Here is a 24,869-nt window from a genome sequence, read left to right as displayed (position 1 = left end):
CGAACGCTCCCCCCTTTAGCTTTTGTAGATCGCGGCGAATTTGCAGCTGTCGAAGCAAATGCCGCATTTGATGCACAGCAGCGGGTCGATCACATGCGCCTCTTTCATCTCGCCCGTGATCGCTTCCGCCGGACACTTCCGGGCACAAAGGGTGCAGCCTCGGCACTTCTCCGCATCGATCGTGTACGTAATCAGCGAACGGCAAACGCCGGACGGACACTTCTTGTCGACCACATGGGCGATATACTCATCGCGAAAATAATTCAGCGTAGACAGCACCGGATTCGGCGCCGTTTGGCCGAGCCCGCATAGCGAAGCCGCTTTGATCTGCTCGGACAGCTCCTCCAGCGCGTCCAGGTCCTCCATCGTACCTTTGCCCTCCGTGATTTTCTCCAAAATCTCCAGCAGGCGTTTGGTGCCGATTCGACACGGCGCGCATTTGCCGCATGATTCATCGCGCGTAAAGTCGAGGTAATAGCGGGCCACGTCAACCATGCAGGTCTCTTCGTCCATCACCAGCATGCCGCCCGACCCCATCATCGACCCCAAGCTGAGCAGCGTATCGTAATCGATCGGGCGATCGAGATGCTCGCTTGTCAAGCAGCCGCCCGAAGGACCGCCGGTCTGTACCGCTTTGAACGCCTTGCCGCCGGGAATCCCGCCGCCGATTTCGTAAATGACCTCGCGCAGCGTAATGCCCATCGGCACCTCCACCAGCCCGGTGTTTACCACTTTGCCGCCCAAGGCGAACACTTTGGTGCCCTTGCTTTTTTCCGTCCCGATGCCCGCGTACCACGAAGCGCCCTCGAGCATAATGATCGGCACGTTGGCCAGCGTTTCCACGTTGTTGATCACCGTCGGCTGCCCCCATAACCCGCGGACGGCCGGGAACGGCGGCTTCGGGTTCGGCATGCCGCGTTTGCCTTCCACCGAGTTCATGAGCGCCGTCTCTTCGCCGCAGACGAACGCCCCCGCCCCCAGACGGACGCTGATGTCAAAGGAGAACCCGCTGCCGAACAAGTCTTCGCCCAGCAGTCCGTAATCGTGGGCCTGCCGAATCGCCGCCTGCACCCGTCTCACGGCAATCGGATATTCCGCCCGCACATAGATGAAGCCGTGATTTGCCCCGATAGCGTAGCCGGCGATCGCCATGCCTTCCAGCACGGAGTGCGGATTGCCCTCCAGGATCGAGCGATCCATGAACGCGCCCGGGTCGCCTTCGTCGGCATTGCATATGATGTATTTTTGCCCCGTCCGCTGCTTCGCCGCCGTCTCCCACTTGATCCCGGTCGGGAACCCGCCGCCGCCACGCCCGCGCAGGCCCGCTTCCTTCACCTCGGTCACGACCTCTGCCGGGTCCATTGTCGTCAAGACTTTATGCAGCGCCTTGTACCCGTTCATCGCGATATATTCGTCGATGTCCTCCGGATCGATCGTACCGCAGTTGCGCAGAGCGATCCGCTGCTGTTTGCGGAAGAACTCAACCTCGTGCAGCGGTTTGATCCGCCCGTCCTCGCCCAGCGACTGCTGGTAAACGAGGCGAGCGACGACTTGGCCCTGGAGCAGGTGCTTGTCGACGATCTCCGCCACGTCCTTCACCTTCAACCGGCTGTAGAATACCTCCTCCGGGTAAACGATCACGACCGGCCCAAGCTCGCACAGTCCAAAGCAGCCGGTTCGCACGATATCGATTTTGTCCTGAATCCCTTGACTGGCGACTTCTGCCTCAAAAGCTTCCGCAATCAGCATGGAATCCGAGGAGACGCAGCCCGTGCCGCCGCAGATCATGACCGACCGCTCGGCGACGCCCCCGTCGGCGGACCCGGCCTTGCCCAGTTTACGGCGGACCAGCCGGCTCAGCTGCGCGGTACGGATGCTCTCGAGATCCAACAACGTTTTCATCGTTCCACCATCCCTTCTAATGCGTCTCCGCAGGCGTGCGCATCTGCTTCAGAATTTTCGGTATTTCGTTTGGCGTCAGCCGGCCATGCACTTTCTCCCCGATCGTCATGACCGGCGCCAAACCGCAAGCCCCCAGGCAGCGGGTGGCTTCCAGCGTAAATTTCCCGTCGGCCGTCGTCCCTTGCACCGGAACGTTCAACTCCTGGCTCAGGCGGTCCAGCACGCCTTGCGCGCCCTTAATGTAACAGGCCGTGCCCATGCAGACGTGGATCACGTGCTCGCCCTTCGGCTCTAGCGAGAAAAACGAATAAAACGTCGCTACCCCGTAGATTTCGGCCATCGACATTCCCAGTTCCCGCGAAACGACCTGCAGCGCTTCCTCCGGCAGATAGCCGTACAAATCCTGAATTTCGTGGAGTACCGGGATCAGCGCGCCCGGCAGCAAGCGGAATTGCTCGATGATTTCCCCAACCCGATGCAGCCGCTCCTGGTCCTCCGCACAACGGCAAGTCTCTTCCATCTTCGATCCTCTCCCTTCATTGTCCGGCCGCCAGCCTTAGAGCAGCGGACTTTCGTGCTTCAGCTTCAGCCGTTCCCAGCGCCGGTTGACTTCTTCCTCGAACGCGTCCAGCAGCTCCTGATCCTGCAGCATGTGCTTCGTCTTGCCCATCAGCTTCAGCCATTCCAGCGGCGAGGTCCGCTTATTTTTCGCTTCCGGATTGTAGGTGATGTTCGTCACCCCGTGCTCAATTTCATACAGCGGAAAGAAGCATGAATCCACTGCCGTCTGGAGGATTTTCGTGCCGAGTTGGTCCTCGGACCGCCAATTCAGCGGACAGGTGCTGAGCACCTTCCCGTACACCAGACCTTCATGCTGCGCGTACCACTGCGCCTTGGCCGCCTTCGTGATCAGATCCTGCGGGAACGCCTCCGCTCCGGTAAACACGTACGGGATATTCGTCGCCGCCATGATTTGCGGCGTATCCTTGTGATGGAACGCCTTCCCCTTCTGCGCCTTGCCTACGCCGGAGGTGCTGGTCTGGTGGCCCAGCGGCGTAGAGTAGGAAAGCTGGGAACCGGTGTTCATATACCCTTCATTGTCGTATTCCAAAATGATCATCTTGTGGTTCCTGAGCGCCGAACCGATCGCCGGCCCCATCCCGATATCCATCCCGCCGTCACCGGTTACCATGATGAAGGTGACGTTGTCCGAGACGTCGATCTCGCCGCGGCGCTTCCGTTCCCAGAAGGCCTCGACGGCACCGGCTACCGTTGCAGCCCCGTTCTGGAACAGGTTGTGCACGAACGTTTGCTTATGCGAGGTGTACGGGTACCCGGCCGTCACAACATACGTGCAACCGGTTTGAACCAACGTCACGACGTCGCCTTCAATGCCTTTGTAAAACAGCTCCAGCGAAGAGATCGCGCTGCAGCCCGGACAAGCGCCATGGCCCGGCGCCAGCCGCTTCGGCTTCGCCGTCAGGCTGCGCAGCGGCGGCAGCTTCACCTTCAGCTTGCCGGTCGCCTCGTCCGGCATCACCTGGATCAGCCCGCTGTTAAAGGCATCGCCGTGCTGCGGGGTCAATAGCGGTCTAAGCTCGTGCACCGGATCGCCGGGCACCTGCCCGAAATAATCGAAAGGCACCGTAGCCTCGCCTTGATTCATCGCCTCTATGGCCAGCTCAAAGAACGCTTCCGCTTCGTCCGGATAAAAATCCTTCCCCCCAAGGCCAAACACGCGGGACAAGACGATCGTTTGGTTCGCCGGATCCAGCTTCAGCGCGGAGCGGATTTCATGCGTCATATTGCCGCCTTTGCCGCCGTAGGAATCGGCGCGTTCCCCCACCAGCAGCGCTTTTACGCCCCGCAACGCGGCTCGGATCTCCTCCGCCGGGAAAGGCCGAATGACGTTCGGCCGGATGATTCCCGCCTTAATCCCCCGAGCCCGTAGCTTGTCGACGATCGTCTTGGCCGTTTCCGCCGCCGAATTCAGCAGGAACAAAGCGACCTCCGCATCTTCCATTCGATACAACTCGAGCACCGGATATTCGCGTCCCGATAACGCTTTGTACTCGGCGGCGATTTGTTGGTACACTTCGGCCGCCCGTTCGTGTGCCAGATGCAGCTGATAGTGGTTGTTCAGCAGGTCGTCGCCGTTCATATGCGCGCCGACCGTAATCGGCTGCGACGGATCGGCCACGTGATCGAATCCGGCCGGCGGCGTTTCGCCCACGAACGCCCGGACCGCCTTGGCGTCTTTGAAATAATTCAGCTTCCGTTTCTGATGCGAGGTAAAAAAACCGTCATAGGCCACGATCACGGGCAGCCGCACTTCCGGATGCTCGGACCATTTCAGCGCCATGAGATTCATATCGTACGCCGCCTGCGGCGTGCTCGCCGTGAGGATCAACCAGCCGGTGTTCAGCGCGTAATACAGATCGGAGTGATCGCCGCGAATATCCAGCGGACCGCTGATCGCGCGCGTTACCAGGTTCAGCACCATCGGAAACCGCGTCCCGGACTGCACCGGCAGTTGCTCGATCATGTACATGAACCCGTTGGCGCTGGTGGCATTGATGACCCGGGCTCCGCTGAGCGCCGCCCCGTAGCAAATCCCCGCCGAGCCATGCTCCCCGTCGGCCGCGATCAGCCGGATGTCATGCAGGCCTTGCGCCTTCTTCTGATCCAGGATCTGCGCGATCTCCGTGGACGGCGTAATCGGAAAGTACCCCATCACATGGTAGTTGATCTGAGCCGCCGCCATGGCCGCCGCTTCATTGCCCGACTCAAAGGCGATCGTCTGCTCCGCAAGCGTCATTTTCGTGATTTTCTCTTCGGTTATCGACATCGATAAATTCCTCCTTTGGCTCTTCTGTGAGTTCTAAACAAGTCATGAGACCGCTACAGAAAGGCATGGGCGACGCGGTGACTATCGGCGTACCCGGCCTCCTCCCGGCGTATGCTGAGCGCGCCAGTCAGGCAGATTTCCACGCATTTCAAACAACCTTTGCAATATTGATAATCGATTCCGCGCAAGAACATTTGAGGGCGCCCCTTCTTGTCCTCCCCGGATTCCCACACGAAGCACAGGTCGGGGCATACCGCGTCGCAATTGGCGCAGTGGACGCAGCTCTCCATGTCCAGCTCCGGCACAAAGCCCTGGCGAGAGCCGCTCAAGTCCTTCAACAGGCTGTTGCCCTGCGCGCGGATAATGCCGCCCGGGGCCTGAGTCTCAAACCCCAGCAGCGGTTGCGACCGCTCGAAGCGATTCCCCTGGGCTCCTGCAGGCGGCGCGATCGTCTGGAAACGCACCTCTTGGTAACCCCGGTCAAACGTACGCAGATTGGGCTCCACTAGGTGCGGGTATTTTTTCTGGAACGTATGCTTAATCACTTCGCGCATCGAATCCGGATCAAGGAAATCGCAAACCCGGAACAACGCCCCCAGCATCGAGGTGTTCACCTTTGTATGCTCGTCGATGGCGATCCCCATGGCGTCGACAACAGCCAGCGTCCCGTACGGAAACTCCAAGTCGCGCCGGATCTCTTCGAAACCTCGTGTCGAATTCACTAACACGATACCGTCCGGCTTCAGGCCGCTTAAAACATTCACCGTCTTATGCAGCGCTTCGTGGAAAACGCCGATGACGTCGGGCTCCTCGATCGGACTGTGATCGTGAATTTCCACGTCCGGCTCGCAAAAACGGACGAAGCTCTTCACCGGCGACCCCTTCTTCTCCGAACCATAGGACGAGAAATTTGCGCCGTTTAAGCCGAGTCCGAGCACCCCGGATTCCGCCAGCATCTTCCCGGCCAGGTTGGCCCCGAGTCCGCCGATGGATTCCAGCCGAATTTCAAAAAAGCCATGCTCGTTTGTTTTGGTCAATATGCTCATTCGCCATGTCTCCTTTGCATCGATTTGTGAAATATTTCACGTATAATAGCGAAAATAAACCACTTTGGAAAAGCCAAGTAACATTTCGTAACCCTATTAAGATTAAGCATGGCGGCGGCTTCCTACCGCCTTCAGGCTATCCCCCCTTCCCATATCTACGGAAAAGCCCGCGGCTCCAATCCGGAGTTCAAGGCAGTGCCTGCACTGTGCAGATTCGTCGCCCGTGCAAATCTTGTTGTTGTACAAGGCGTACTTCTTGCGGACGAAGACGGGCGACAGGTTGGGCATGACCACATTGGCCCCGACTTTCAGCGCCAATTCCCTGCCTTCGGGGTTTAACGTCCCGAGGGCGGTCGTTGCGGGAATCAACGCCTCGGGAACGAATAAGCGGGCCAACGCCACCATGACCAGCGTCTCTTCCAGCGACCCGGCCTTCGCATCGCGCAGCGGGGTCCGGTCGTGGGGAATGAACGGGCCGATGCCGATCATATCCGGGTTCAACGATTTGAGATAGAGGAGATCCTCCGCTAAATCTTCCGCGGTTTGCCCGGGCAGGCCGACCATGAATCCTGCGCCTACCTGATAACCGATCGACTGCAGCGTCTCCAGACATTTGCGCCGGTTATCGAACGACATGGCAGGATGGAGCCGTTGATACAGGCTGCGGGAAGCGGTTTCATGACGCATCAAAAAGCGGTCCGCCCCCGCTTCATGCAGCAATCGGTAGGTTTTCTCCTCCCGTTCGCCGATCGACAGCGTGATGGCCGCATCCGGAAACTCCGTTTTGATATCCCGGATCAAGGCAGTCAGCAGATCGGCCGTATACCAGGGATCCTCTCCGCTCTGGAGCACAAACGTGCGGAAACCAAGTCCGTATCCTTCCCGGCAGCATTCGAGAATTTCCTCGGGGCGGAGCCGATAACGCTCGGCGTAGCGATTGCCGGACCGCAGTCCGCAATACAAGCAGTTCCGCCGGCAATAGCTTGAAAATTCAATCAACCCGCGCATGTACACCTTGTCCCCGTAAACCTGCTCCCGTCTCATACGGGCAAACCGGAACAGCTCCCTGCGCGTCTCAACATCCATATGCCCCAGCAAATGGACGAGCTCGTCCTTGGAGAGCTTTTCCCGGGCATAGAGCTTGTGCACAAGCTGTTTCATCAGGCGATCATCCTTTGGATAAACTGGATTCCGGACCTTTGTATACCCTATGGCCGTCGTAGCAAATGATGAATGAAACAATTGTGAATATTTTCACTTCGTAAGCGTTTTAATTAAATTTCGCTGATAAAATCACCCCGTTTTTCGGATCGTTCTGCAGTCTGAGCGACGTATCGGGTAAGTTGCCGAGTTCGTTTGTTACTTCGTTCGTTGCTTCGTTCGTTTGGGTAACTCTTAGTCGAATGGTTGGTCGATGGGTGCGTGATTTCGATTCGTAGATACATGCCGCAGTCGCAACGTTGATGGATTCGACATGAGGTTAATACAGAGGAGTTTTCTAAGAAGCAAGTGCGCTTATCGAAAACGTTAGTAAAGTGTGTATTTATTATATTACCACGATTTTACCGTTTGGCTAGGATATTTTTTACACCCTTCCGGGGCCAAAAAAAGAGCATGTCCCGATTCAACGGAACATGCTCTGAGCTTCGCGACTTCAGGACCAGTCCAGACCGGTATCCTTCGCGATCGGCTCTTCCTTAATCAAGGTATACATGGTCGCAGCCTCATCCTTGCGAGTCGTCTCAACCAGGCGTTCGACGCGCACGGTCACCAGCTTTTGGCCGAATTGGACCGTGAGTTCGTCGCCAACCTTGACGGTACTGCTCGGTTTGGATTCGCGCCCGTTGATCAGCACTCTGCCTTGTTCGGAGACGTCCTTGGCCACCGTGCGCCGCTTGATCAACCGCGATACCTTCAGGAATTTATCAAGACGCATTATTTTACAGCTTCTTTAAGTTTGTTGCCCGCTTTGAATGCCGGAACATTGGAAGCCGGGATTTCAATCGTTTTGCCGGTTTGCGGGTTGCGGCCCGTACGACCGGAACGTTTGCGGGTTTCGAAAGTGCCGAAGCCGATCAATTGTACTTTGTCGCCACCAGCAAGCGCATCGGTAATTTCGCCGAGGAACCCATTCAATACGGATTCAACGTCTTTTTTCGTCAAACCGCTTTTGCTGGAAATGTTGTTGATCAGATCTGTTTTGTTCATTAATAATGCCTCCCAATAATAAAAGAAATAGATGATACCTTGGCACTACAGGCGCAAGACCTGCCCAGGGCCAGATGGGTATCTTTGTATGAGTAGTATTCTTGCTTAAAATGAAAAATCCTGCACTGCTGGGAACTTTTTTTTGCTTTTTTCGCAAAAAAACCGAAATTTAGGCCTTTTCTCCCATCATTCCCGTTCTTTCGACTTAGCCTCATCCCATAAAACGTCCATTTCCGCCAGCGTGCTGTCGACGGGGGACTTCCCTTGCTCGCGAAGCCGCTCCTCGACGTAATGGAACCGCTGTGTAAATTTGCGGATCGTCCGCGACAGGGCTTGCTCCGGATCCGCTCCGATGTAACGGGCGGCATTTACCACCGAAAACAGCACATCGCCCAGCTCCAACTCCTGGGTGTCGGGATCGCGCTTTTGCTCCACGGCTTCCTTCAACTCGCGGATCTCCTCCTCGAGCTTGGACCAAACTCCCCCGATGTCCTCCCAATCGAACCCGGCCTTCGCCGCCTTTTTCTGGAGCTTGTAGGCCTTCATCAAGGCCGGCAAATCGCGCGGAACCCCGCTGATCGCCGATTGACGCTCGGGCTCGACTCCTTTGCGTCTCTTCTCCTCGGCCTTCATCGCTTCCCAGTTATTCAGCGCCGCCTCGGCATCCTCCGCGCTCAAATTGCCGAACACGTGCGGATGACGGTAAATCAGCTTCTCATTCAGTTCCTGGATGACGTCATACACCGTAAAAGCGCCGGTCTCTTCCTCCATCTGGGAGTGGAGCATGATTTGCAGCAGCAGATCGCCGAGCTCCTCGCGCATGTGGTCGGGATCGTCGTCGTCGATCGTCTCCAGCACCTCATAGGTTTCCTCGATGAGATTCTTGCGGATCGAATCGTGCGTCTGCTCGCGATCCCACGGACATCCGCCGGGGCTGCGCAAAATCGAAACAATCTCATGCAGCCGCTGGAAGCTGCGGATGCGAAGGGTTTCGTCCTCGCTGGCCGGCACGTAGACAAGGGACAGATTGCCATAGCCGGAGATCCGGTCCAGCTCAAACAGCGGTACCCGCTCAATCCGTTCTTGGCCTTCGACGCCAAGGGCATGTCCCACGACAACCGGATAATCGTCGGGCAGCAGTTCCATCAACCCCAGCTTCACCTCCGAGGCGGTCAGTTGGTCATAGACTTGCCCGATCAGCGTATGCCGTCTCGGATCGATCGCTTCTCCCCGGACGTCCGAAGCGTCCAGCAGCAGGAAGCCTTCGATCGGATCGAAGCCGAGCCGGACGAACGCTTCGTCCAGGAAGCTTTCCCCGCCGATCATCTCGAGTTTAATGCCTCGCTCGGGACCACGTTCCCGCAGCAGCTTGACCGTCGCTTCGGCAACCAGCGGATGTCCGGGAACGGCGTATACGATGTTCTCCTCGTCTCCGCCCGCTTCGGCCCGCGCCAACAGTCTGGCGGCAATCGCCTCGTATACGGAAGGGAAGTCGTCCATCGCTTCGTACACCTCGTCGAACGAGGCGAAGCCGACGCCCGTTTGCTCCAGCCAATTCACGACCGGATGGTCCTTCGTCCGGACGTAACGTTCCCCCGCTTCCTGCAGCCGTTTCAAGCTGCCTAAGGTCAGCCGGTCGGGATCCCCCGAGCCGAGGCCGACCACCGTAATGGTTGCGCTCATGGTATTGATCTCACTCCCTGTCCTTACAGCATGTAATTAACTAATGAGTGTGCAAAATGCCAAGCCTATGCTTTCGAAGCGCGTTTATGCAAAACGCTTTAGGTCGGATGAAGCTGGGGACTCCCGGCAGCGTGGCTACGTAGCGGACCCTAATGACCTTATTTGCCTATCTCCCGGCTATTTCCTGCCATAACGGACACCAGAGACCTTATTGAGCCCTCTGGGCGACTATTTCGCCGCTTTTGACCGAAATAAGGTCTTCTCGGTCCGTTGGAATCGGAAGCTGTCCTAAGGCGGGTCAATAGCGTTTCTGGTGTCCGTTAGCTTGTGGGAGCCGATTTAACTCCGTGAACCGCTTCGTGATCAAAAGATGTTTTTTGAATTACCTTCTACTATACCACTGCGGCAGCCGATTATAAAATCGGGGCAGGTGCAGTGCCGGAGGCCGAGGTCCTCGAGAGGCTCGGCTCCCCCAGCGGCGGCGCTGCTGGGCTACGGCAGCAGCCGCAGCTTCCGAAGCAGCGCCAGCAGCTTCGGGCCCACCCGCGGCAGGGCGCCCAGCTCTGCCGCGCTGAGCAGCCGCATGCGCAGCACCGCGGCGGCGAACACGGCTGCGCCCAGCAGCACGCCGAGCAGGCTCACGGCCGCGGCCGTGCCGCGGCCCGCGGGCAGCTCGGCGGCGGCGAGGCGCAGCGCCAGCACCGCGGCGGCCATCGCCAGGGCGGCCGCCGCCGGGCGCAGCAGCGCGTCCCGCAGGCGCGGACGCAGCCGGACCCGGCGTAGCAGCAGCGCGGTGTTCAGCGCGGCTGCCGCGCCGTACGCGGCGACGCCGGCGATCGCGGCGCCGGTGATGCCAAGCTGCGGCACGAGCACCGCGTTAAGCGCGGTCTTGAGCAGCGCCGCAGCGAGCAGGTGCAGCGCCGGGGCGCGCACGTGGCCGAGGCCCTGCAAGAGGGCGCTCGTGACCGCGACCAGCGCGCCGGGCGCGGCCGTCCAGGCCACCCAGGCCAAGGTGGCCGAGCCCGCGGCATCCTCGTAAAGCATCACGTTGATGGGCTCCGCCAACAGCGTGAGCCCCAGCGATGCCGCCAGGCCGATCAGCCAAAACCAGCGCAAGGCCACCTGAACTTGACGCCGGATCGCCCCGGGATCCGCCTTCATCTGCAGTTCGGCCATCGCCGGGATGAACAGCACCGACAGCGACGTCGCCAGCATCGTGACGAGCTGAACCAGCGGGATGCCCCGGTTGTATACGCCCACCTGGGCCATGACGCGCAGTTCCTCTCCGTGGGCGGAGAGCAATCGCGGCAGCGTGAACGTGTCCACCAGGCTGATCAGCGGAATCGCAAGCGAGGCGAGGCTGATCGGCAACGCATATTTTAGCAGCGCGGACAGAAGCTTGTTTCGCTGCTCCTGTCGCAACGGCCGCTTGTCCGCCGTCCGTGCCTCATTCCGCCGACGCCGCCCGGAACGGGTAAAGGCCCGCCAATACAGCAGCATCGCGACGAGACCGGCGGCCGCCCCCGCCGAAGAGCCGAGGAGCGCCCCGCCTGCCAGACTTTGTTCTCCGGCCCCCAACCGGCTTAACGCCAAGAGCAGAACAATCATGACCGTTACCCGGATGGCCTGCTCCGTCACCTGGGATACCGCCGTCGGTGTCATATTCTGGTGCCCCTGAAAATACCCCCGCAGCGCCGCGGCCACCGGGACGAACAGCAGGGCCGGCGCCGCCCCGCGAAAGGCCGGGATCAGGAGACTGCTGCCGATGAGCCGCGACAACGCCGGCGCCCCGAAATAAAGCAGCAGCGCAAAAACGACCCCCAATACGGTCATCGCTGCCGCAGCCAGCCGCAGCACGTCGTTCCGTTCCCGTTCCAGCCCGGGCGCCTGACGTTCCGCGACGAATTTGGCGACCGCCGCTTGAAACCCCGATGTCGTGAGCGTGATCAATAGGGTGTAAAAGGGATATACCGTATTGTATATGCCAAATACGCCGTCTCCCCCGATATTTTGCAGCGGGATTTTCTGCAGCATCCCCAGCAACTTGGTGATCAAAGCCGCCGCGCTCAGCACGGCAGCTCCCTTCAGCAGTTTCGAGGACAGATTTTCCTTCGTTTCCATTCCGGCAACCTACTTTGCTTCATCGATAATGGCCCTGAATATGCAGCTAACAGGTTCCATTATATGACGAAACGAGGGGCTGTCGCCATTTCTCCCCGGACAAAATGCAAAAAACTTACACAACCCTCTTCGTTGGGAACGGATCGCGTCCGCCCGAAATAGCGGGGTGTGTAAGTTCTTCCATGCGTTAAACCCGAATGCCTTCGGTCTATTGCTCCATCTGTTTCGCCAGAAAACCGGCCGCCGTTTCGGCCATTTTCGATTCCAAACCGGACATTTTTACCGAGTCGTCCTTGTTGACAAGCACCACCGTTCCGATCGGATCCCCGCCGGCAATAATCGGCGCGATCACGAACGAGGAGATATTCTCCGGATGATCCTTCGTCATTTCGTAGGACCCCGATTCCGTTTCCATGATGATTTTACGGCTGTCCATGCTGCTCTCCAGCAGGGGGCTGATTGGCTTCTCAAGGTATTCCTTCTTGGAAGCCCCCGCGACGGCAATGATCGTATCACGGTCGGAAATTAAGGTAATATGACCGGTGCTCTCGTACAACGACTCCGCATACTCCTTGGCAAAGTCGCCAAGCTCGCCGATCGGCGAATATTTTTTCAAAATCACTTCTCCATCCCGGTCCACGAAAATTTCGAGCGGATCTCCTTCCCGAATCCGCAAGGTTCGGCGGATTTCCTTAGGGATAACAACACGGCCCAGATCATCGATACGGCGTACAATACCAGTAGCTTTCATTTCACTTGATGCCCCGCTTTCTTAGAAGTTTTGAACTACGGCTTGAATTTTTTCCTTAAGCTTCACCTGATCGGACTTTATACAAAATCTGCGGCTTTACACAGATGTATGCGCCATAAGCTTCGCCAAAACGAGCGGCCGAAGGTGGGGACAGGGATGGCTTGTTCTGTGATTCTGACCATAGTATTCATCCTGGGCGAACACCTTATTCATCATAATGAACCATGATTTTTAACGGCCGTCCGCGTATAGGAAAAATGTCCGCATCAAAAAGCAGCGCGAACCTCTCCGCGCTGCTTCGTGATCATCCTGCTTATTTGCTCGTATTGCCGCCATTCGTGCCGGCATCGTTGGCGGCTCCATTGCCGCTCGTACCGGCATTCGTGCCCGCATTCGAACCGGCATCGGTTCCCGCATCGGTTCCATTTTCGCCCGTACTCGTTTCCACTTTAGGGAGTTCGATTTTCTTGATGATCTTCTTCTCCAAATCCCCCGACATGAACTCGTCCAATTTGGTTGAGGCCAGCGTCGTTTGGATCATATCCTTCTCTTCCTGGGTCAAATCCTCGTAATTCTTCTCGGTCCGAGCTTCCACGCGGATAATGTGGTAGCCGTACTCGGTCTCCACCGGATCGCCGATTTGGTTCAGCGGCTGGGTCAAAGCGGCTTGCTTAAAGGCTTCTACCCAATTGCTAACCTCCACGTTTTCGTACAAACCGCCGTTATCCTTGGAGCCCGGGTCTTCGGAATACTCTTTCGCCAAGGTGGCGAAGTCCTCCCCCTTGTCCAATTTGGCTTTGACGTCCTTCGCCAGCTTCAGCGCGTCCTCGGAGGTGCGCTCTTTGCCTTCAGGATCCGTGAAGTTGATCAAGATATGACGAACCGAAGCCTTTGTGTATTCCTGTTTGGTCGCTTCGAATTCCTTCTTCACGTCGTCTTCGGAAACCTTCTGCCGTTCGCCCTCCATCACGGTATAAATCCGCACCATGTAGTTCTTGAAATCGGCTTCGGAAATTTTCTGGGCGTCGAGCATTTGTTTGAAGCTGTCTTCGCCATACGACGATTTCATCAGGTCAAATTGCTCCTCGGCCTTCTTCTTGCCAACTTCCTTCGTCTTGTCGTCGGCTTGGGCCTCGAGGTATTCATAAGCGATCTCCTGCTTGATCAAATATTGGCGGAAATCCTCCAACTGCATGAACTGTTCCATTTGCGGCTGAAGCGCCAGCACAATCCGCTGCTCGAGGTCGAATTCGTTCTCCGTGATTTCGCCGCCTTCGTACGTTGCGATAACCTTACTCGTATCTTTCCCTCCCGAGCTTGCTTCTTTTTTACCGCATCCTGCCATAACGGAAAAAGCCAATACCGCTACGAGGGCAATCAGCAGCATCCTCCATGAGCGCCTTTTACTTTGAAACATCCTGTAGTTCCCCTTTCGCTTTGAACGCATCCTTTAGGGCTCCGAGAAACTGCTCCAGCAAGCCCATCAACTCTTTGTCGTCCATTCCCTTGGTTTTGATCCGGATCAGCATCACGGATCCTTGACTAAATTGTACACGTCTTCCGAACAGATTGCCAACCTCCGCGAGCTTGCTCGGAACGACAACCTTCTCCCGGCCTTCGTAGAACTTGATCGTCACTTCCTCGCCCCGCAGCGTAATCGACTCGATGCCGTACTGCCTGCCGTACAGCTTCACGCGGGCGACAGAGAGCAGATTTTGCACGGCCTCCGGCAGTTCGCCGAACCGGTCCAGCAGCTCGTCCTCCAGCTCGGACACATCCTCGAATGACGAAGCGGACGCGGTTTTCTTATAAATTTCGATCTTCTGAATGCTGTCGTAGATGTAATCCGACGGCAAATAGGCGTCGATTCCCAGATCGATTGTCGTATTCCAGGTCGCTTCAGCCTGCACGGTCTCGCCGAGCATCGAGATTTTGCGTTTCTGGATCTCCTCGGCCAGCATCTGCGAGTACAGATCAAATCCGACGGAAGCGATAAAGCCGTGCTGTTCCGCGCCGAGCAAATTGCCCGCGCCGCGGATCGCCAAGTCGCGCATGGCGATCTTGAAGCCGGAACCCAGCTCGGTGAATTCCTTAATGGATTGCAGCCGCTTCTCGGCCACCTCGGTCAAAGACTTGTCGCGTTGATACGTAAAATAGGCGTAGGCGATCCGGTTGGACCGTCCGACGCGGCCGCGCAGCTGGTACAGCTGGGACAGGCCCATCTTGTCGGCATCATGTACGATCAGCGTGTTCACGTTTGGAATGTCCACGCCGGTCTCGATGATACTGGTGCTGACCAAGACGTCGTATTCCCCGTCAAGAAAGTCGAGGATCGTCTTCTCCAGCTCCTGCTCCGACATTTGGCCATGCCCGATCCCGACCCGCGCCTCGGGCACGAGCATGGAAATCTGCGCGGCCATTTCCTGAATGCCTTGCACGCGGTTATAAAGGTAGTAAATCTGGCCTCCCCGCGCCATTTCTCGCTCGATCGCTTCGCGCACGAGCGACTGGCTGTGCTCAACGACATAGGTCTGCACCGGGAACCGGTTTTCCGGCGGCGTCTCGATGACCGACAGGTCCCGTACGCCCAGCATCGACATATGCAGGGTTCGCGGAATCGGCGTCGCCGTCAAGGTCAGGACGTCCACGTTCGTTTTCAGCTTCTTCAACTTCTCTTTATGCGTCACGCCAAACCGCTGCTCTTCATCGACGATCAACAGTCCCAAATCCTTAAAGACCAGATCCTGCGATAAAATCCGGTGGGTCCCGATCACGATGTCCACCGTCCCTTGTCGAACGCCTTTAATCGTTTCGTTCTGCTCCTTGCGGCTGCGGAAACGGCTCAGTGTCTGAATGTTAATCGGGTAGCCGGCGAACCGCTCGCGGAACGTCTCATAATGCTGCTGCGCCAAAATCGTCGTCGGCACAAGCACCGCGACCTGTTTGCCTTCGATCGCCGCCTTGAAGGCGGCACGAATCGCGACTTCGGTCTTGCCGTAACCTACATCACCGCACAGCAGGCGGTCCATCGGACGGCTCTGCTCCATATCCTTCTTGATCTCCTCGATCGCCCGCAGCTGGTCCGGGGTTTCCTCGTACGGGAACATGGCCTCGAATTCCTGCTGCTCGGGAGTGTCCTTCTCGAAGGCGTATCCCGGCGCGGCTTGCCGCTCGGCGTACAGCTTGATCAAGTCGTCGGCAATATCCTGCACGGAGGAACGGACCTTGTTCTTCACACGGGTCCACTCATTGCCGCCCAGCTTGTAAATCTTCGGCTCCTTATCCTCGGAACCGACGTATTTCTGAATCATGTCGATCTGTTCAATCGGCACCGACAGCTTGTCGCCGCCGGCGTACAGGATGTGCATGTAATCCTTGTGGATCCCGCCGACCTCCAGCGTTCCGATCCCCATGTATTTGCCGATCCCGTGATTCTGATGGACGACGTAATCGCCGACCTTTAGCTCGGTATAACTTTTGATCCGTTCGGCATTGTCCATGCTTTTGCCGACGCGGCGCGCTTTGCGCTGTTTCTGGGAGAACATCTCGCCTTCAGTGATGACGACAAGATGTACGGACGGCAGCTCGAACCCGGACTGCAGGTTGCCCTGCAGCAGCGACGGTTCCTCAATGCCGTAATCCTGCAGCACCCGCCGCATCCGATCCATGCGCTCTTCGGTGCTGGCCAGCATGACGACGTGGGCGCCGCTTTTTTTCCAACGCTCCATCTCCGCCTTCAGCACATTCATTTGCCCATGAAAATCCTGCATCGCCCGCGTCACGAAGTTCACGATGTTCTGCGGCTGGGAATGCGGTACTTGGCGCAGGAACAGCGACATAAACAGCGTTTGGAACGGCCGGTGGTAGATCAGGTGATCCACGTCTACCGCCAGCGGCAGGTCGGGCAGGCTCTTGCCGTTCTGGAACAGGTGCAAATTCCATTCCGCTTCGTCGCGTTCCAACTGCTTGGCCGTCTCGAGCAGACGCGCCGGTTCGTCGAGCAGAAGCAGCGTATCTCTGGGCATATAGTCGTATAGCGTTTTTCTCTCGGGATAAATCAAAGAAATATATTTATAGATTTCCGAAAAATAAACCTGCTCGCGCAGCATCTCCATTTCTCTGAACAGCTCTTCGCGGAGCCGGTTCTTCGCCTGGCGGTCGGTCATCTTGTCCAACTGGATTTCCAGCTTCTCGGACACGGCCTGTGCGGCCTGTTCGAGCCGGTCTTTAGATGCGACCAGCTCCTTGCAGGGCGGGATGAACACTTTATCGATCTGGTCCACTGACCGTTGATCGGCCGGATCGAAGGTCCGGATCGAGTCGATTTCGTCGTCGAACAGCTCCAGGCGGTAAGCCGTAGAAGCGGTAAGCGGATAAAAGTCGATGATCCCACCGCGCAGGCTCATCTCGCCGCGGGATTCCACCCGCTCCACCCGCTCGTAGCCGAGCTCGACCATTTGGGCCAGGAAATGCTCCAGCTCCAGCGTGCCTCCAAGCCGGACCGTCAGTCCCGCTTCGGCCATGATCTCCGGCGCCGGGATAAAGCGGCGAATGCCGGAATAAGGCACCACCACGATGCCCCGGAATCCCCGGGAGCATTGCAGCAGTACCTCGATGCGCTGCGCCAGCGTCTCCGGACTGGATACGGCCGATTCGGCGGCAACCAGCTCGTTGGCCGGGTACAGCAGCACCTGCTCCGGTGATAGCGCTTCCTGTAAATCTTCATAGATCTTCTGCGCGGCAAACATATTGTGGGTCACGACGAGCAGCGGCCGGTTCGTTTCTTGATGCAGCGCAGCCAACATCACCTGTCTGGACGAACCCGACAAGCCGGAGATCAACTGCTCCTTCATGCCCGAGTTTACGCCCGCTACCGTCGAAGCGAAATCGGTATCGCGCGAAAAAGCTTGAATAAGTGCTTGTAGCAAATGAGGCACCTCTCTTACTGCTGATGGATAGGGAATCTATGTGTAGACGCAAAGGGTAAGTCCGCCTTACCCGAACCAAAAAGGAGCCTCAGCAAACGTGCCAAGGCTCTATAACCTTACATTCCGGTGAATTTGTCCATTATTCCTGACGGCTTGCCGACTATTGCAAAGGATTCGCAAGCAGCATCAGCTCCGGGTTATGTTCGAGCGCTTCCCTGCAATAGTCGCAGGTTACCCGAACCGTCATTTCGCCGTTCGAATCATACGCTATTATATCTCTCCGCTCATCGGGGGTCAAGGAATGAAAGCCCAATTGCGCTTCCGTCACCTGAGGCGCTTCAATTCTACCAATGACCGTCCGGCAGTGCCGGCAAACGTAGTTTATAGCCATCTATATGCCTCCTGAAGATTCTTTATGTCTCCAGTATGCCCCGGGCGGTCAGCTTTTAGCCTGTCGGCGGTGCTATCAACCTCAGCCGTTAAACTTGGCCATCGTTTGTTCAAACGTATGGTCCAAGCTGTACTCCAACGCATCGCACGCCGCCTGAATGGACTGTTCGAGCAACGGCTTATCTTTTTTGGCGAAACCGGACAGCACGTAATCGACCACCGAAAACCCCGGCTCCGGCCGGGAAATGCCCATGCGGATGCGGTTGAAAACTTGCGTGCCGGTATGCTGAATGATCGACTTGATGCCATTGTGCCCGCCGGCGCTGCCTTGATATCTCAGCCGGTTGCGCCCCAGCTCGGTATCCAGGTCATCGTATACTACGATCATATCTTCGATCGACGCCTTATAGTAGTCCATATAAGCGCGCACCGCTTCACCGGACAGATTCATGTAAGTCATCGGCTTGATCAGCACCACCTTGCCGCCCGAGAGCATCCCCTCCCCGATCAAAGCCTTGCATTTGCTCTGCTTGATCTCGATGCCATGCCGGCGCGCCAGCTCATCCACGGCCATAAAGCCGATATTATGCCGGGTTTTCTCATATTGGGCTCCCGGATTGCCGAGCCCCACGATCCACTTCATGGTTCATGTACCTCCAAATCAGGTTACTGTGGCGTTTCCTCGCACTCTGATGTGTCTCTTAAGCGCCTCTGGTGTTCGTTAACTAACTTACTTTCTCAGGGGACGGCCTAAGAAATCCCTTTCGGCAGCTTAACGCCATTTAACGGTTAGGAAGTGGAAAACATCCAACTATTTTAGCCGTATACGCCCCTTTTGATTGATCTAGTTGGAACTCCTCCTCGTTGGGCGGATTAAGGCAAGCGGGTGAAATGATTATTTAGTCCAATCCTAGAAATCCGCACACGGCTGCCTGCTTCCGTCCAACGCACCTGTCCAACGACCCCCACAACACCTTTTTCACCTACATACACTAGCAACGGCCAACACACCGATAGGGGTTACGTCCCCGTTCGGGAGGACGCAACCCCTGGTGTGGCAGTGACCATTTTATTCGATCTCGAACAGCTTGCTGATCGACAGCTCCTCATGCACGCGGATGATCGCTTCGCCCATCAGCGGGGCGACGGACAGCACCTTGAGTTTGCTTGTCGGATTCGGATGCGTGATCGGAATCGTATCGGTTACGATCACTTCCTTCAGCGGAGAGTTTTGCAGACGTTCCATCGCCGGCCCGGACAACACGGGATGCGTACAGCAGGCGTACACTTCTTCGACGCCGCCTTCCTTCAGCGCGTTAGCGCCAAGGACGATCGTGCCGGCGGTATCGATGATGTCATCCACGAGGATCGCTGTTTTTCCTTCGATGTTCCCGATGATGTTCATGACTTCGCTGACGTTCGGCTCCGGACGTCGCTTGTCGATGATCGCCAGCGGCGCATTCAGGAAATCGGCCAATTTGCGGGCGCGAACCACCCCGCCGTGGTCAGGCGATACCACGACCGGATTCAGGATATGCTTGGACCGGAAATACTGCGCCAAAATCGGCACGCCGAGCATATGATCCACGGGGATATCGAAGAAGCCTTGAATCTGCATAGCGTGAAGGTCCATCGTAATTACCCGGTGAGCGCCGGCTTTCTCGATCAAATTGGCGACCAACTTGGCCGTGATCGGATCGCGCGAGCGAGCCTTCCGGTCCTGGCGGGCATACCCGTAATACGGGATAACCACATTGATGCTCTTGGCCGAAGCTCTTTTCAAGGCATCCACCATGACGAGGAGCTCCATCAAGTTATCGTTGACGGGCGCGCAGGTCGATTGCACCACGTAGACGTGGCAGCCCCGAACGCTTTCGGACAGCTTGACTTGAATCTCGCCGTCGCTAAAGCTCGTCGTCTCCGAATCCCCCATCGGAATACCGATGTAATCGGCAATCTGATGAGCCAATTTAGGATTGGAGTTACAGGTGAATATCTTTAATTTAGAATCGCAATAAGTCATAAAATTAAAACCCTCCGTGCTGTGTAGATAGCGTTAGGGAGTAATGAAATGAACCCGCCTTCCCAGCTACCCCGTCTATTCAAATGGTCACTGCATGCTTGATTAAGATTCCTGCTGTCTTTGCTTCTTGGCTTTGGCCCGGGCCCGAATCTTCTCGGCATACCCCGGTTTGTTCTCCTGCCGGGTTCTGGCGATGGCCAGGTCGTTCTCCGGAACCGAATGCGTAATCGTCGATCCGGCAACGACATAAGCGCCTTTGCCCACCTTAACCGGAGCGATCAAGTTCACGTTGCTGCCGACAAAGGCATCGTCTTCGATCTCCGTAATGGACTTATTATAACCATCATAGTTCACCGTTATCGCGCCGCAGCCGATATTGACGTTCTTGCCGACTTTCGCGTCGCCGATGTAGCTGAGGTGCGAGACTTTGGAGCCGTCATCAAGCGTTGCATTCTTAATTTCCACGAAATCGCCGACTTTCACGTGCGCTCCAAGCTTCGTCCCCGGACGCAAATAAGCGAAAGGCCCCACCGTCGTTTCCCGTCCGACCTCCGCCCGGCTGAGCACCGACTGTTTCACCTTCGCGCCGTCTTGAATCACGCTATCTTCAATTTCCGCAGCCGGCCCGATCACGCAATCTTCGCCGATGGCAGTCTTCCCGGACAGAACGGTTCCCGGATAAACCACGGTGTCGGCACCGATCGTGACGTCGACACCGATATAGGTGGAAGCCGGATCAATGACCGTTACGCCGTTCAACATGTGACTTCGAACGATGCGCTCGCGCATGACCGCTTCCGCCTCCGCTAAGGCGACCCGGTCATTGACGCCAATCGATTCCCGAACGTCCTCCACCGCATATCCTTCCACGATTTCGTTCGCCTGCACCAAGATGCCGATGACGTCGGTGAGATAATACTCCTGCTGAGCGTTGTTGTTGGTGACTTTCTCCAACGCGGCAAATAATTTCGCATTATCAAAACAATAAGTGCCTGTGTTGATTTCCTGCACGGCGGCTTCTTCCGGCGAACAATCCTTCTGTTCGACGATCCGTTCAACCGTTCCGTTCGCGCCGCGGATCACCCGGCCATAACCGTACGGCTGCTCCATGTTCGCCGTGAGAACGGTCGCCGCCGCTCCCTTTCGGTTATGAAGGTCAAACAGCGCTTCCAGCGTCTCTGCCGTAACCAAAGGGGTATCGCCACAGATAACCAGTGTGACTCCTTCTTCTCCCGCCAATAATGGCCCGGCTTGCTTGACGGCATGTCCGGTTCCCAGTTGCTGCTCCTGCAACACGTATTCCGCCGATGAACCCAAATAGGATTTGACGGCTTCGGCTCCGTGGCCGACAACCACGATGCTGCGTTCGCAACCCGCTTCTTGAACCGCGTCCAACACATGCCCGACCATCGGTTTACCGCAAACGGGGTGGAGGACTTTGTAAAGCTTGGACTTCATCCGTTTCCCCTGACCCGCGGCAAGAACGATAGCTAATCTCTTCAAGGCCCCGGCCTCCTTCTCTAAGAGGTAACTCAAAAAGCCATCTTCTCTCTCGGTACGGAAAACCTGACTTTTTGAATTTTGATTTTACGCTGTCTTAAACTCATAACTGAATATATCTCATTTAGGGCAAAAAGAAAAGGGAGCCATGCGCACATGGCTCCCTTTTCCTCGAACCCCAATTGGTCAAGAATCAAATCAATGCGACTTACGCCCCTTCTTCAATCGCTTCCTCTTGGTCGGCGGCACGCTCGTATTCAGCCAGGACTGCAGCTTGAATTTTCTCGCGGGTGCCGGAGGAAATCGGATGCGCGATGTCCCGGAACTCCCCGTCCGGCGTGCGCTTGCTAGGCATAGCTACGAACATCCCGTTATTCCCGTCGATGACGCGAATGTCATGAACAACAAATTCGTTATCGATGGTAATGGATGCGATTGCCTTCATTCTGCCCTCAGAGCTGACTCGGCGGAGTCTTACATCCGTAATTTGCATATGTGTTCACCACCTTTTTCCATCAGAGACTTGGTGTAATATTCCACATAGCAAACGGAAATCCTTTTTTTTAATCAACAAAAAGGCTTGAAATCAGGAATTTTTTTTGATAAAACGGGCTTTTCGACACGTTTCGTCGAGAACTCTTACAATCTGAGCGACACTCGACATCGTTCTTATTGTCCAAATTTCGAAAAATAATTCCCAGGTTCTACTGAGATCTCCTTCTCCTTGGCGTCGACGGCCCGAAGCGTCGCAAGCGAGACGTAATCATGCAGCAGACGCTGCTCGCTGGCCACTTCGCCCGATTCCACCAGTACCCCGACGCCGGCAACCTCCGCGTTAAACTCGGCCAGAAGGTCGACCATGCCCTGGATCGTGCCCCCCGCCTTCATGAAGTCGTCGACGATCAACACGCGGGAACGCTCCCTCAGCGCCCGGCGGGATAAGGTCATCGTATGCAGGCTCTTATGGGAGCCCGATACGTAATTGATGCTAACGGCCGATCCTTCCGTCACCTGATGGTCGCGTCGGACCAGGACAACCGGGAGATTCAGCTCGGCTCCGGTCGCATACGCAAGAGGAATGCCCTTCGTTTCCACGGTCATGATGCAGTCGATCTCCAAATCGCCGAACGCCGTTGCAAACAGCTTACCCGCCTCATTCATCAAAGCCGGCTGTCCCAAAAGATCCGACATGTACAAGTACCCGCCCGGCAAAATCCGGTCCGACTGCGCCAACTTCTCGCAAAGCTGCCCGATAAAAGCGGTCGCTTGCTCCCGGCCGACCCGGGGAATGTACTTCACGCCGCCAGCCGCTCCGGCGAGCGTCAGCAATACGCCCATCCCCTCGCCTTCAAACACCTCTTTGATGATGCCCAAATCCTCGCTGATCGACGACTTGGCTGCTCCATACCGCTGGGCAAAGGTGGTTAACGGGATCAAATGGTGCGGTCTGGACAACAGGTAATGGGTCATTTCTACCAAACGAGCGCTTCTCTTTAATTTCTTCACGAAGTACCCCTCGCTAAATCCGAATATTTTAATGAAACTATAACATTTTTGTACGGATTTGTCCAAGCCTTGGAAAATATACGAACGAGTACTGCAGATCAAAGCTCTCTCGCCGACCCTAAGTCAACAGCCGCACGGCATAGACTTCTTTGCAAAATCCGCGCAGCCCGTTATAGATCCGCGACACTTTCGATTCTTTGGACACGAGCCCAAACACCGTCGGCCCGCTGCCGGACATCAGTACGCCGTCCGCGCCAAGCCGCAGCATCGCTTCTTTCAAGTGCGCCACTTCCGGGTGCAGCTTCAGCGTCACCTGCTCCAGCACGTTGCCGAGCTCCCGGCATACGTCCGCGAACGAACGGTTCTCCAGCGCAGCCTGCATCCGAGGCGCCGACGGGTGATCGCCAATCTGCTCGGCGCGCAGGCGGCCGTATACTTCCGCCGTCGATACGTTGATCGGGGGCTTCGCCAACACCACCCAACACTGCGGCGGATTCGGCAGCGGCGTCAGCACTTCTCCCCGCCCGGTCGCAAGCGCCGTTCCGCCCGTTACGCAAAACGGCACATCCGAGCCCAGCTCCGAACCAAGCTCCTTCAGCTCCTCGTCGGGAATGCCCAGCTCCCACAGCCGGTTTAACCCCCGCAGTGTCGCCGCCGCATCGCTGCTGCCTCCCGCAAGGCCCGCGGCGACCGGAATCTTCTTGTCGAGGTGAATATAGACCCCGCTCCGTACGTTGTATCGTTCCTTGATCAGCTTCGCCGCCTGAAACGCCAAATTCTTCTCGTCCAGCGGAATATAACCGGCCTGGCTCGAAATAATAATCGTATCCCGCGGGAGGGCGCTCATTTCCAGACGGTCGGCAAGATCCACCATGGTCATGATCATCTCGACCTCGTGATAACCGTCCGGACGCTTATGCAACACATCGAGCATTAAGTTGATTTTGGCCGGTGCTTTTTCGTAAATTTTCATGGCGCTCCCCCACCTCAGCAATTCCGTGGAATTCCTCATCCATCCGGTCTTCTGGCACATTCCTTTATTTTAAAAAAACGTTGCCTTCACGTCTATGTACGAAAGACAAATTTTTCTCCCTCTATCTTACTGCATCCGGCGAAAAAAACGAAGCTCCCCGGGTGGGAAGCTTCGCTGCGGCAGAGGTTATTGCTGTTTCGCTGCGGCCTTCTCGGCGAGCTCGATCGCTCGCTTCACCATATTGCCCGCATCTTTGGCTTTGATGCCGCCCCATCCTTCCTGCTGGACGGTATCGTAAAATCCCAGATCCTTCGCAAGCTCGACCTTCAAGTTCTCCGACATCACGCTGCGTCTTCTTCGCGACATGGTCAGTGCTCCTCCTTTGGGGTCATGGATATAGGAACGATGATTAGTATGCATCGGCTTCGGCGCGGGCATACGATGGGAAGTCTGTCCACCTTAGACGAACAAAAAACGATGAGCCCGGAAGGGAAGGAGACCGCCCCCACTCCAGCCAGCCGCAGGCAAGAAAAAAACGGCCTCACCCGCCGGGTGAGTACCGTTTGCTGTTTGGTTCATGATGTTCACGGTTTAATATACGAAATCCGCATCCCGTCGTTATCGTCGCAAATCATGACCTCGACGGATTCGGTCAGTATATCGGCATAACTGTATGACACACGCTTAAAGGTTTGCTGCTCTTGATCCAGCTTCACAATGAAGACCGAAGGATAAGTCTCCTCCAAAACTCCAGTGCGTTCGACGGTCTTGCGGCGACCTCCGTTTGCCCGGAGCATAATTTTCTGTCCTACGTGGGCGTCGAGACTATGCTTAATTTCCGACAGCGCATTTTTAGCCATTGCCAGTGACCACCTTCTTTCTTTGTCCATTATACAGGAAAGTCACAACCTTGTCAAATCAAAACAAATAATTATATCAGCTTCAAAAATGGTGTGTCAACGATTATTTTTCGACATTTTTCCTTTTAAC

The 24,869-nt window shown here is 56.5% G+C and carries 21 protein-coding genes; all 21 read right to left on the bottom strand.

Translation table 11 applies throughout. The features are described 5' to 3' along the window. Window positions 1–15 precede the first annotated feature (15 nt). On the bottom strand, window positions 16–1,902 hold the full coding sequence (gene nuoF / locus ACZF99_RS00275) for an NADH-quinone oxidoreductase subunit NuoF (protein ID WP_483608057.1): 1,887 nt from the start codon (window positions 1,900–1,902) through the stop codon (window positions 16–18). A 16-nt stretch (window positions 1,903–1,918) separates the two neighbouring features. Next, window positions 1,919–2,422, bottom strand: a complete 504-nt coding sequence (gene nuoE, locus ACZF99_RS00270; protein ID WP_483608055.1) for an NADH-quinone oxidoreductase subunit NuoE — start codon at window positions 2,420–2,422, stop codon at window positions 1,919–1,921. Window positions 2,423–2,458: 36 nt separating this feature from the next. Then, on the bottom strand, window positions 2,459–4,750 hold the full coding sequence (locus tag ACZF99_RS00265; protein ID WP_483608053.1) for a thiamine pyrophosphate-dependent enzyme: 2,292 nt from the start codon (window positions 4,748–4,750) through the stop codon (window positions 2,459–2,461). A gap of 53 nt (window positions 4,751–4,803) precedes the next feature. After that, entirely contained in the window at window positions 4,804–5,796 is a 993-nt protein-coding gene (locus ACZF99_RS00260; RefSeq protein ID WP_483608051.1) for a 2-oxoacid:acceptor oxidoreductase family protein, read from the bottom strand. A gap of 102 nt (window positions 5,797–5,898) precedes the next feature. After that, on the bottom strand, window positions 5,899–6,957 hold the full coding sequence (gene hydE, locus ACZF99_RS00255) for a [FeFe] hydrogenase H-cluster radical SAM maturase HydE (protein WP_483608049.1): 1,059 nt from the start codon (window positions 6,955–6,957) through the stop codon (window positions 5,899–5,901). 493 nt (window positions 6,958–7,450) lie between these two features. Then, a complete protein-coding gene (locus tag ACZF99_RS00250; protein ID WP_483608047.1) occupies window positions 7,451–7,732 on the bottom strand; it encodes an RNA-binding S4 domain-containing protein in 282 nt (93 codons plus the stop codon). Then, window positions 7,732–8,004 (bottom strand): HU family DNA-binding protein, encoded by a 273-nt coding sequence (locus ACZF99_RS00245; protein ID WP_068784357.1) that lies wholly within the window; start codon window positions 8,002–8,004, stop codon window positions 7,732–7,734. The genes ACZF99_RS00250 and ACZF99_RS00245 overlap by 1 nt, the downstream gene beginning before the upstream one ends. 186 nt (window positions 8,005–8,190) lie before the next feature. Continuing rightward, entirely contained in the window at window positions 8,191–9,687 is a 1,497-nt protein-coding gene (yabN, locus tag ACZF99_RS00240; protein ID WP_483608044.1) for a bifunctional methyltransferase/pyrophosphohydrolase YabN, read from the bottom strand. A gap of 492 nt (window positions 9,688–10,179) precedes the next feature. Next, window positions 10,180–11,808, bottom strand: a complete 1,629-nt coding sequence (locus tag ACZF99_RS00235) for a putative polysaccharide biosynthesis protein (RefSeq protein ID WP_483608042.1) — start codon at window positions 11,806–11,808, stop codon at window positions 10,180–10,182. Window positions 11,809–12,016: 208 nt separating this feature from the next. Next, window positions 12,017–12,559: a stage V sporulation protein T gene (gene spoVT, locus ACZF99_RS00230; RefSeq protein ID WP_483608040.1), complete on the bottom strand. Its 543-nt coding sequence runs from the start codon at window positions 12,557–12,559 to the stop codon at window positions 12,017–12,019. A gap of 313 nt (window positions 12,560–12,872) precedes the next feature. After that, window positions 12,873–13,946, bottom strand: a complete 1,074-nt coding sequence (locus tag ACZF99_RS00225; RefSeq protein ID WP_483608038.1) for a peptidylprolyl isomerase — start codon at window positions 13,944–13,946, stop codon at window positions 12,873–12,875. 16 nt (window positions 13,947–13,962) lie between these two features. After that, the gene (mfd, locus tag ACZF99_RS00220; RefSeq protein ID WP_483608036.1) at window positions 13,963–17,487 is read right to left on the bottom strand and encodes a transcription-repair coupling factor; all 3,525 of its coding nucleotides are present in this window, start codon (window positions 17,485–17,487) and stop codon (window positions 13,963–13,965) included. A gap of 160 nt (window positions 17,488–17,647) precedes the next feature. After that, complete coding sequence (gene fin / locus ACZF99_RS00215; protein WP_483608034.1) at window positions 17,648–17,878, bottom strand: anti-sigma-F factor Fin; 231 nt, start codon at window positions 17,876–17,878, stop codon at window positions 17,648–17,650. Window positions 17,879–17,959: 81 nt separating this feature from the next. Then, window positions 17,960–18,520, bottom strand: coding sequence for an aminoacyl-tRNA hydrolase (gene pth / locus ACZF99_RS00210; protein WP_483608032.1), 561 nt, complete (start codon window positions 18,518–18,520; stop codon window positions 17,960–17,962). 426 nt (window positions 18,521–18,946) lie between these two features. Then, entirely contained in the window at window positions 18,947–19,900 is a 954-nt protein-coding gene (locus ACZF99_RS00205) for a ribose-phosphate diphosphokinase (RefSeq protein ID WP_483608030.1), read from the bottom strand. A gap of 102 nt (window positions 19,901–20,002) precedes the next feature. After that, complete coding sequence (gene glmU / locus ACZF99_RS00200; protein WP_483608028.1) at window positions 20,003–21,403, bottom strand: bifunctional UDP-N-acetylglucosamine diphosphorylase/glucosamine-1-phosphate N-acetyltransferase GlmU; 1,401 nt, start codon at window positions 21,401–21,403, stop codon at window positions 20,003–20,005. A gap of 205 nt (window positions 21,404–21,608) precedes the next feature. After that, a complete protein-coding gene (spoVG, locus tag ACZF99_RS00195; RefSeq protein WP_036618134.1) occupies window positions 21,609–21,893 on the bottom strand; it encodes a septation regulator SpoVG in 285 nt (94 codons plus the stop codon). A 176-nt stretch (window positions 21,894–22,069) separates the two neighbouring features. Continuing rightward, window positions 22,070–22,906 carry a pur operon repressor gene (purR, locus tag ACZF99_RS00190; RefSeq protein WP_483608026.1) on the bottom strand — a complete coding sequence of 279 codons (837 nt, stop codon included), beginning with the start codon at window positions 22,904–22,906 and terminating at the stop codon, window positions 22,070–22,072. A gap of 118 nt (window positions 22,907–23,024) precedes the next feature. After that, on the bottom strand, window positions 23,025–23,879 hold the full coding sequence (gene ispE / locus ACZF99_RS00185; protein ID WP_483608024.1) for a 4-(cytidine 5'-diphospho)-2-C-methyl-D-erythritol kinase: 855 nt from the start codon (window positions 23,877–23,879) through the stop codon (window positions 23,025–23,027). 186 nt (window positions 23,880–24,065) lie between these two features. Further along, window positions 24,066–24,245: a small, acid-soluble spore protein, alpha/beta type gene (locus ACZF99_RS00180; protein ID WP_016314706.1), complete on the bottom strand. Its 180-nt coding sequence runs from the start codon at window positions 24,243–24,245 to the stop codon at window positions 24,066–24,068. A 218-nt stretch (window positions 24,246–24,463) separates the two neighbouring features. Next, window positions 24,464–24,739 carry a biofilm formation stimulator Veg gene (gene veg, locus ACZF99_RS00175; protein WP_059040406.1) on the bottom strand — a complete coding sequence of 92 codons (276 nt, stop codon included), beginning with the start codon at window positions 24,737–24,739 and terminating at the stop codon, window positions 24,464–24,466. Between the last annotated feature and the right edge of the window lie 130 nt (window positions 24,740–24,869).

It is taken from the genome of Paenibacillus sp. JL3B1040, from assembly GCF_057063165.1.
Note: the sequence above shows the minus strand (reverse complement) of the source record. Positions and strands in the feature narration are given on the sequence as shown.

Bases quoted from the DNA above. Each gene is read 5' to 3' on its own strand.
- nuoF (WP_483608057.1), bottom strand. From the start codon at position 1,902: ATGAAAACGTTGTTGGATCTCGAGAGCATCCGTACCGCGCAGCTGAGC.
- nuoE (WP_483608055.1), bottom strand. From the start codon at position 2,422: ATGGAAGAGACTTGCCGTTGTGCGGAGGACCAGGAGCGGCTGCATCGG.
- ACZF99_RS00265 (WP_483608053.1), bottom strand. From the start codon at position 4,750: ATGTCGATAACCGAAGAGAAAATCACGAAAATGACGCTTGCGGAGCAG.
- ACZF99_RS00260 (WP_483608051.1), bottom strand. From the start codon at position 5,796: ATGAGCATATTGACCAAAACAAACGAGCATGGCTTTTTTGAAATTCGG.
- hydE (WP_483608049.1), bottom strand. From the start codon at position 6,957: ATGAAACAGCTTGTGCACAAGCTCTATGCCCGGGAAAAGCTCTCCAAG.
- ACZF99_RS00250 (WP_483608047.1), bottom strand. From the start codon at position 7,732: ATGCGTCTTGATAAATTCCTGAAGGTATCGCGGTTGATCAAGCGGCGC.
- ACZF99_RS00245 (WP_068784357.1), bottom strand. From the start codon at position 8,004: ATGAACAAAACAGATCTGATCAACAACATTTCCAGCAAAAGCGGTTTG.
- yabN (WP_483608044.1), bottom strand. From the start codon at position 9,687: ATGAGCGCAACCATTACGGTGGTCGGCCTCGGCTCGGGGGATCCCGAC.
- ACZF99_RS00235 (WP_483608042.1), bottom strand. From the start codon at position 11,808: ATGGAAACGAAGGAAAATCTGTCCTCGAAACTGCTGAAGGGAGCTGCC.
- spoVT (WP_483608040.1), bottom strand. From the start codon at position 12,559: ATGAAAGCTACTGGTATTGTACGCCGTATCGATGATCTGGGCCGTGTT.
- ACZF99_RS00225 (WP_483608038.1), bottom strand. From the start codon at position 13,946: ATGCTGCTGATTGCCCTCGTAGCGGTATTGGCTTTTTCCGTTATGGCA.
- fin (WP_483608034.1), bottom strand. From the start codon at position 17,878: ATGGCTATAAACTACGTTTGCCGGCACTGCCGGACGGTCATTGGTAGA.
- pth (WP_483608032.1), bottom strand. From the start codon at position 18,520: ATGAAGTGGATCGTGGGGCTCGGCAATCCGGGAGCCCAATATGAGAAA.
- ACZF99_RS00205 (WP_483608030.1), bottom strand. From the start codon at position 19,900: ATGACTTATTGCGATTCTAAATTAAAGATATTCACCTGTAACTCCAAT.
- spoVG (WP_036618134.1), bottom strand. From the start codon at position 21,893: ATGCAAATTACGGATGTAAGACTCCGCCGAGTCAGCTCTGAGGGCAGA.
- ispE (WP_483608024.1), bottom strand. From the start codon at position 23,879: ATGAAAATTTACGAAAAAGCACCGGCCAAAATCAACTTAATGCTCGAT.
- ACZF99_RS00180 (WP_016314706.1), bottom strand. From the start codon at position 24,245: ATGTCGCGAAGAAGACGCAGCGTGATGTCGGAGAACTTGAAGGTCGAG.
- veg (WP_059040406.1), bottom strand. From the start codon at position 24,739: ATGGCTAAAAATGCGCTGTCGGAAATTAAGCATAGTCTCGACGCCCAC.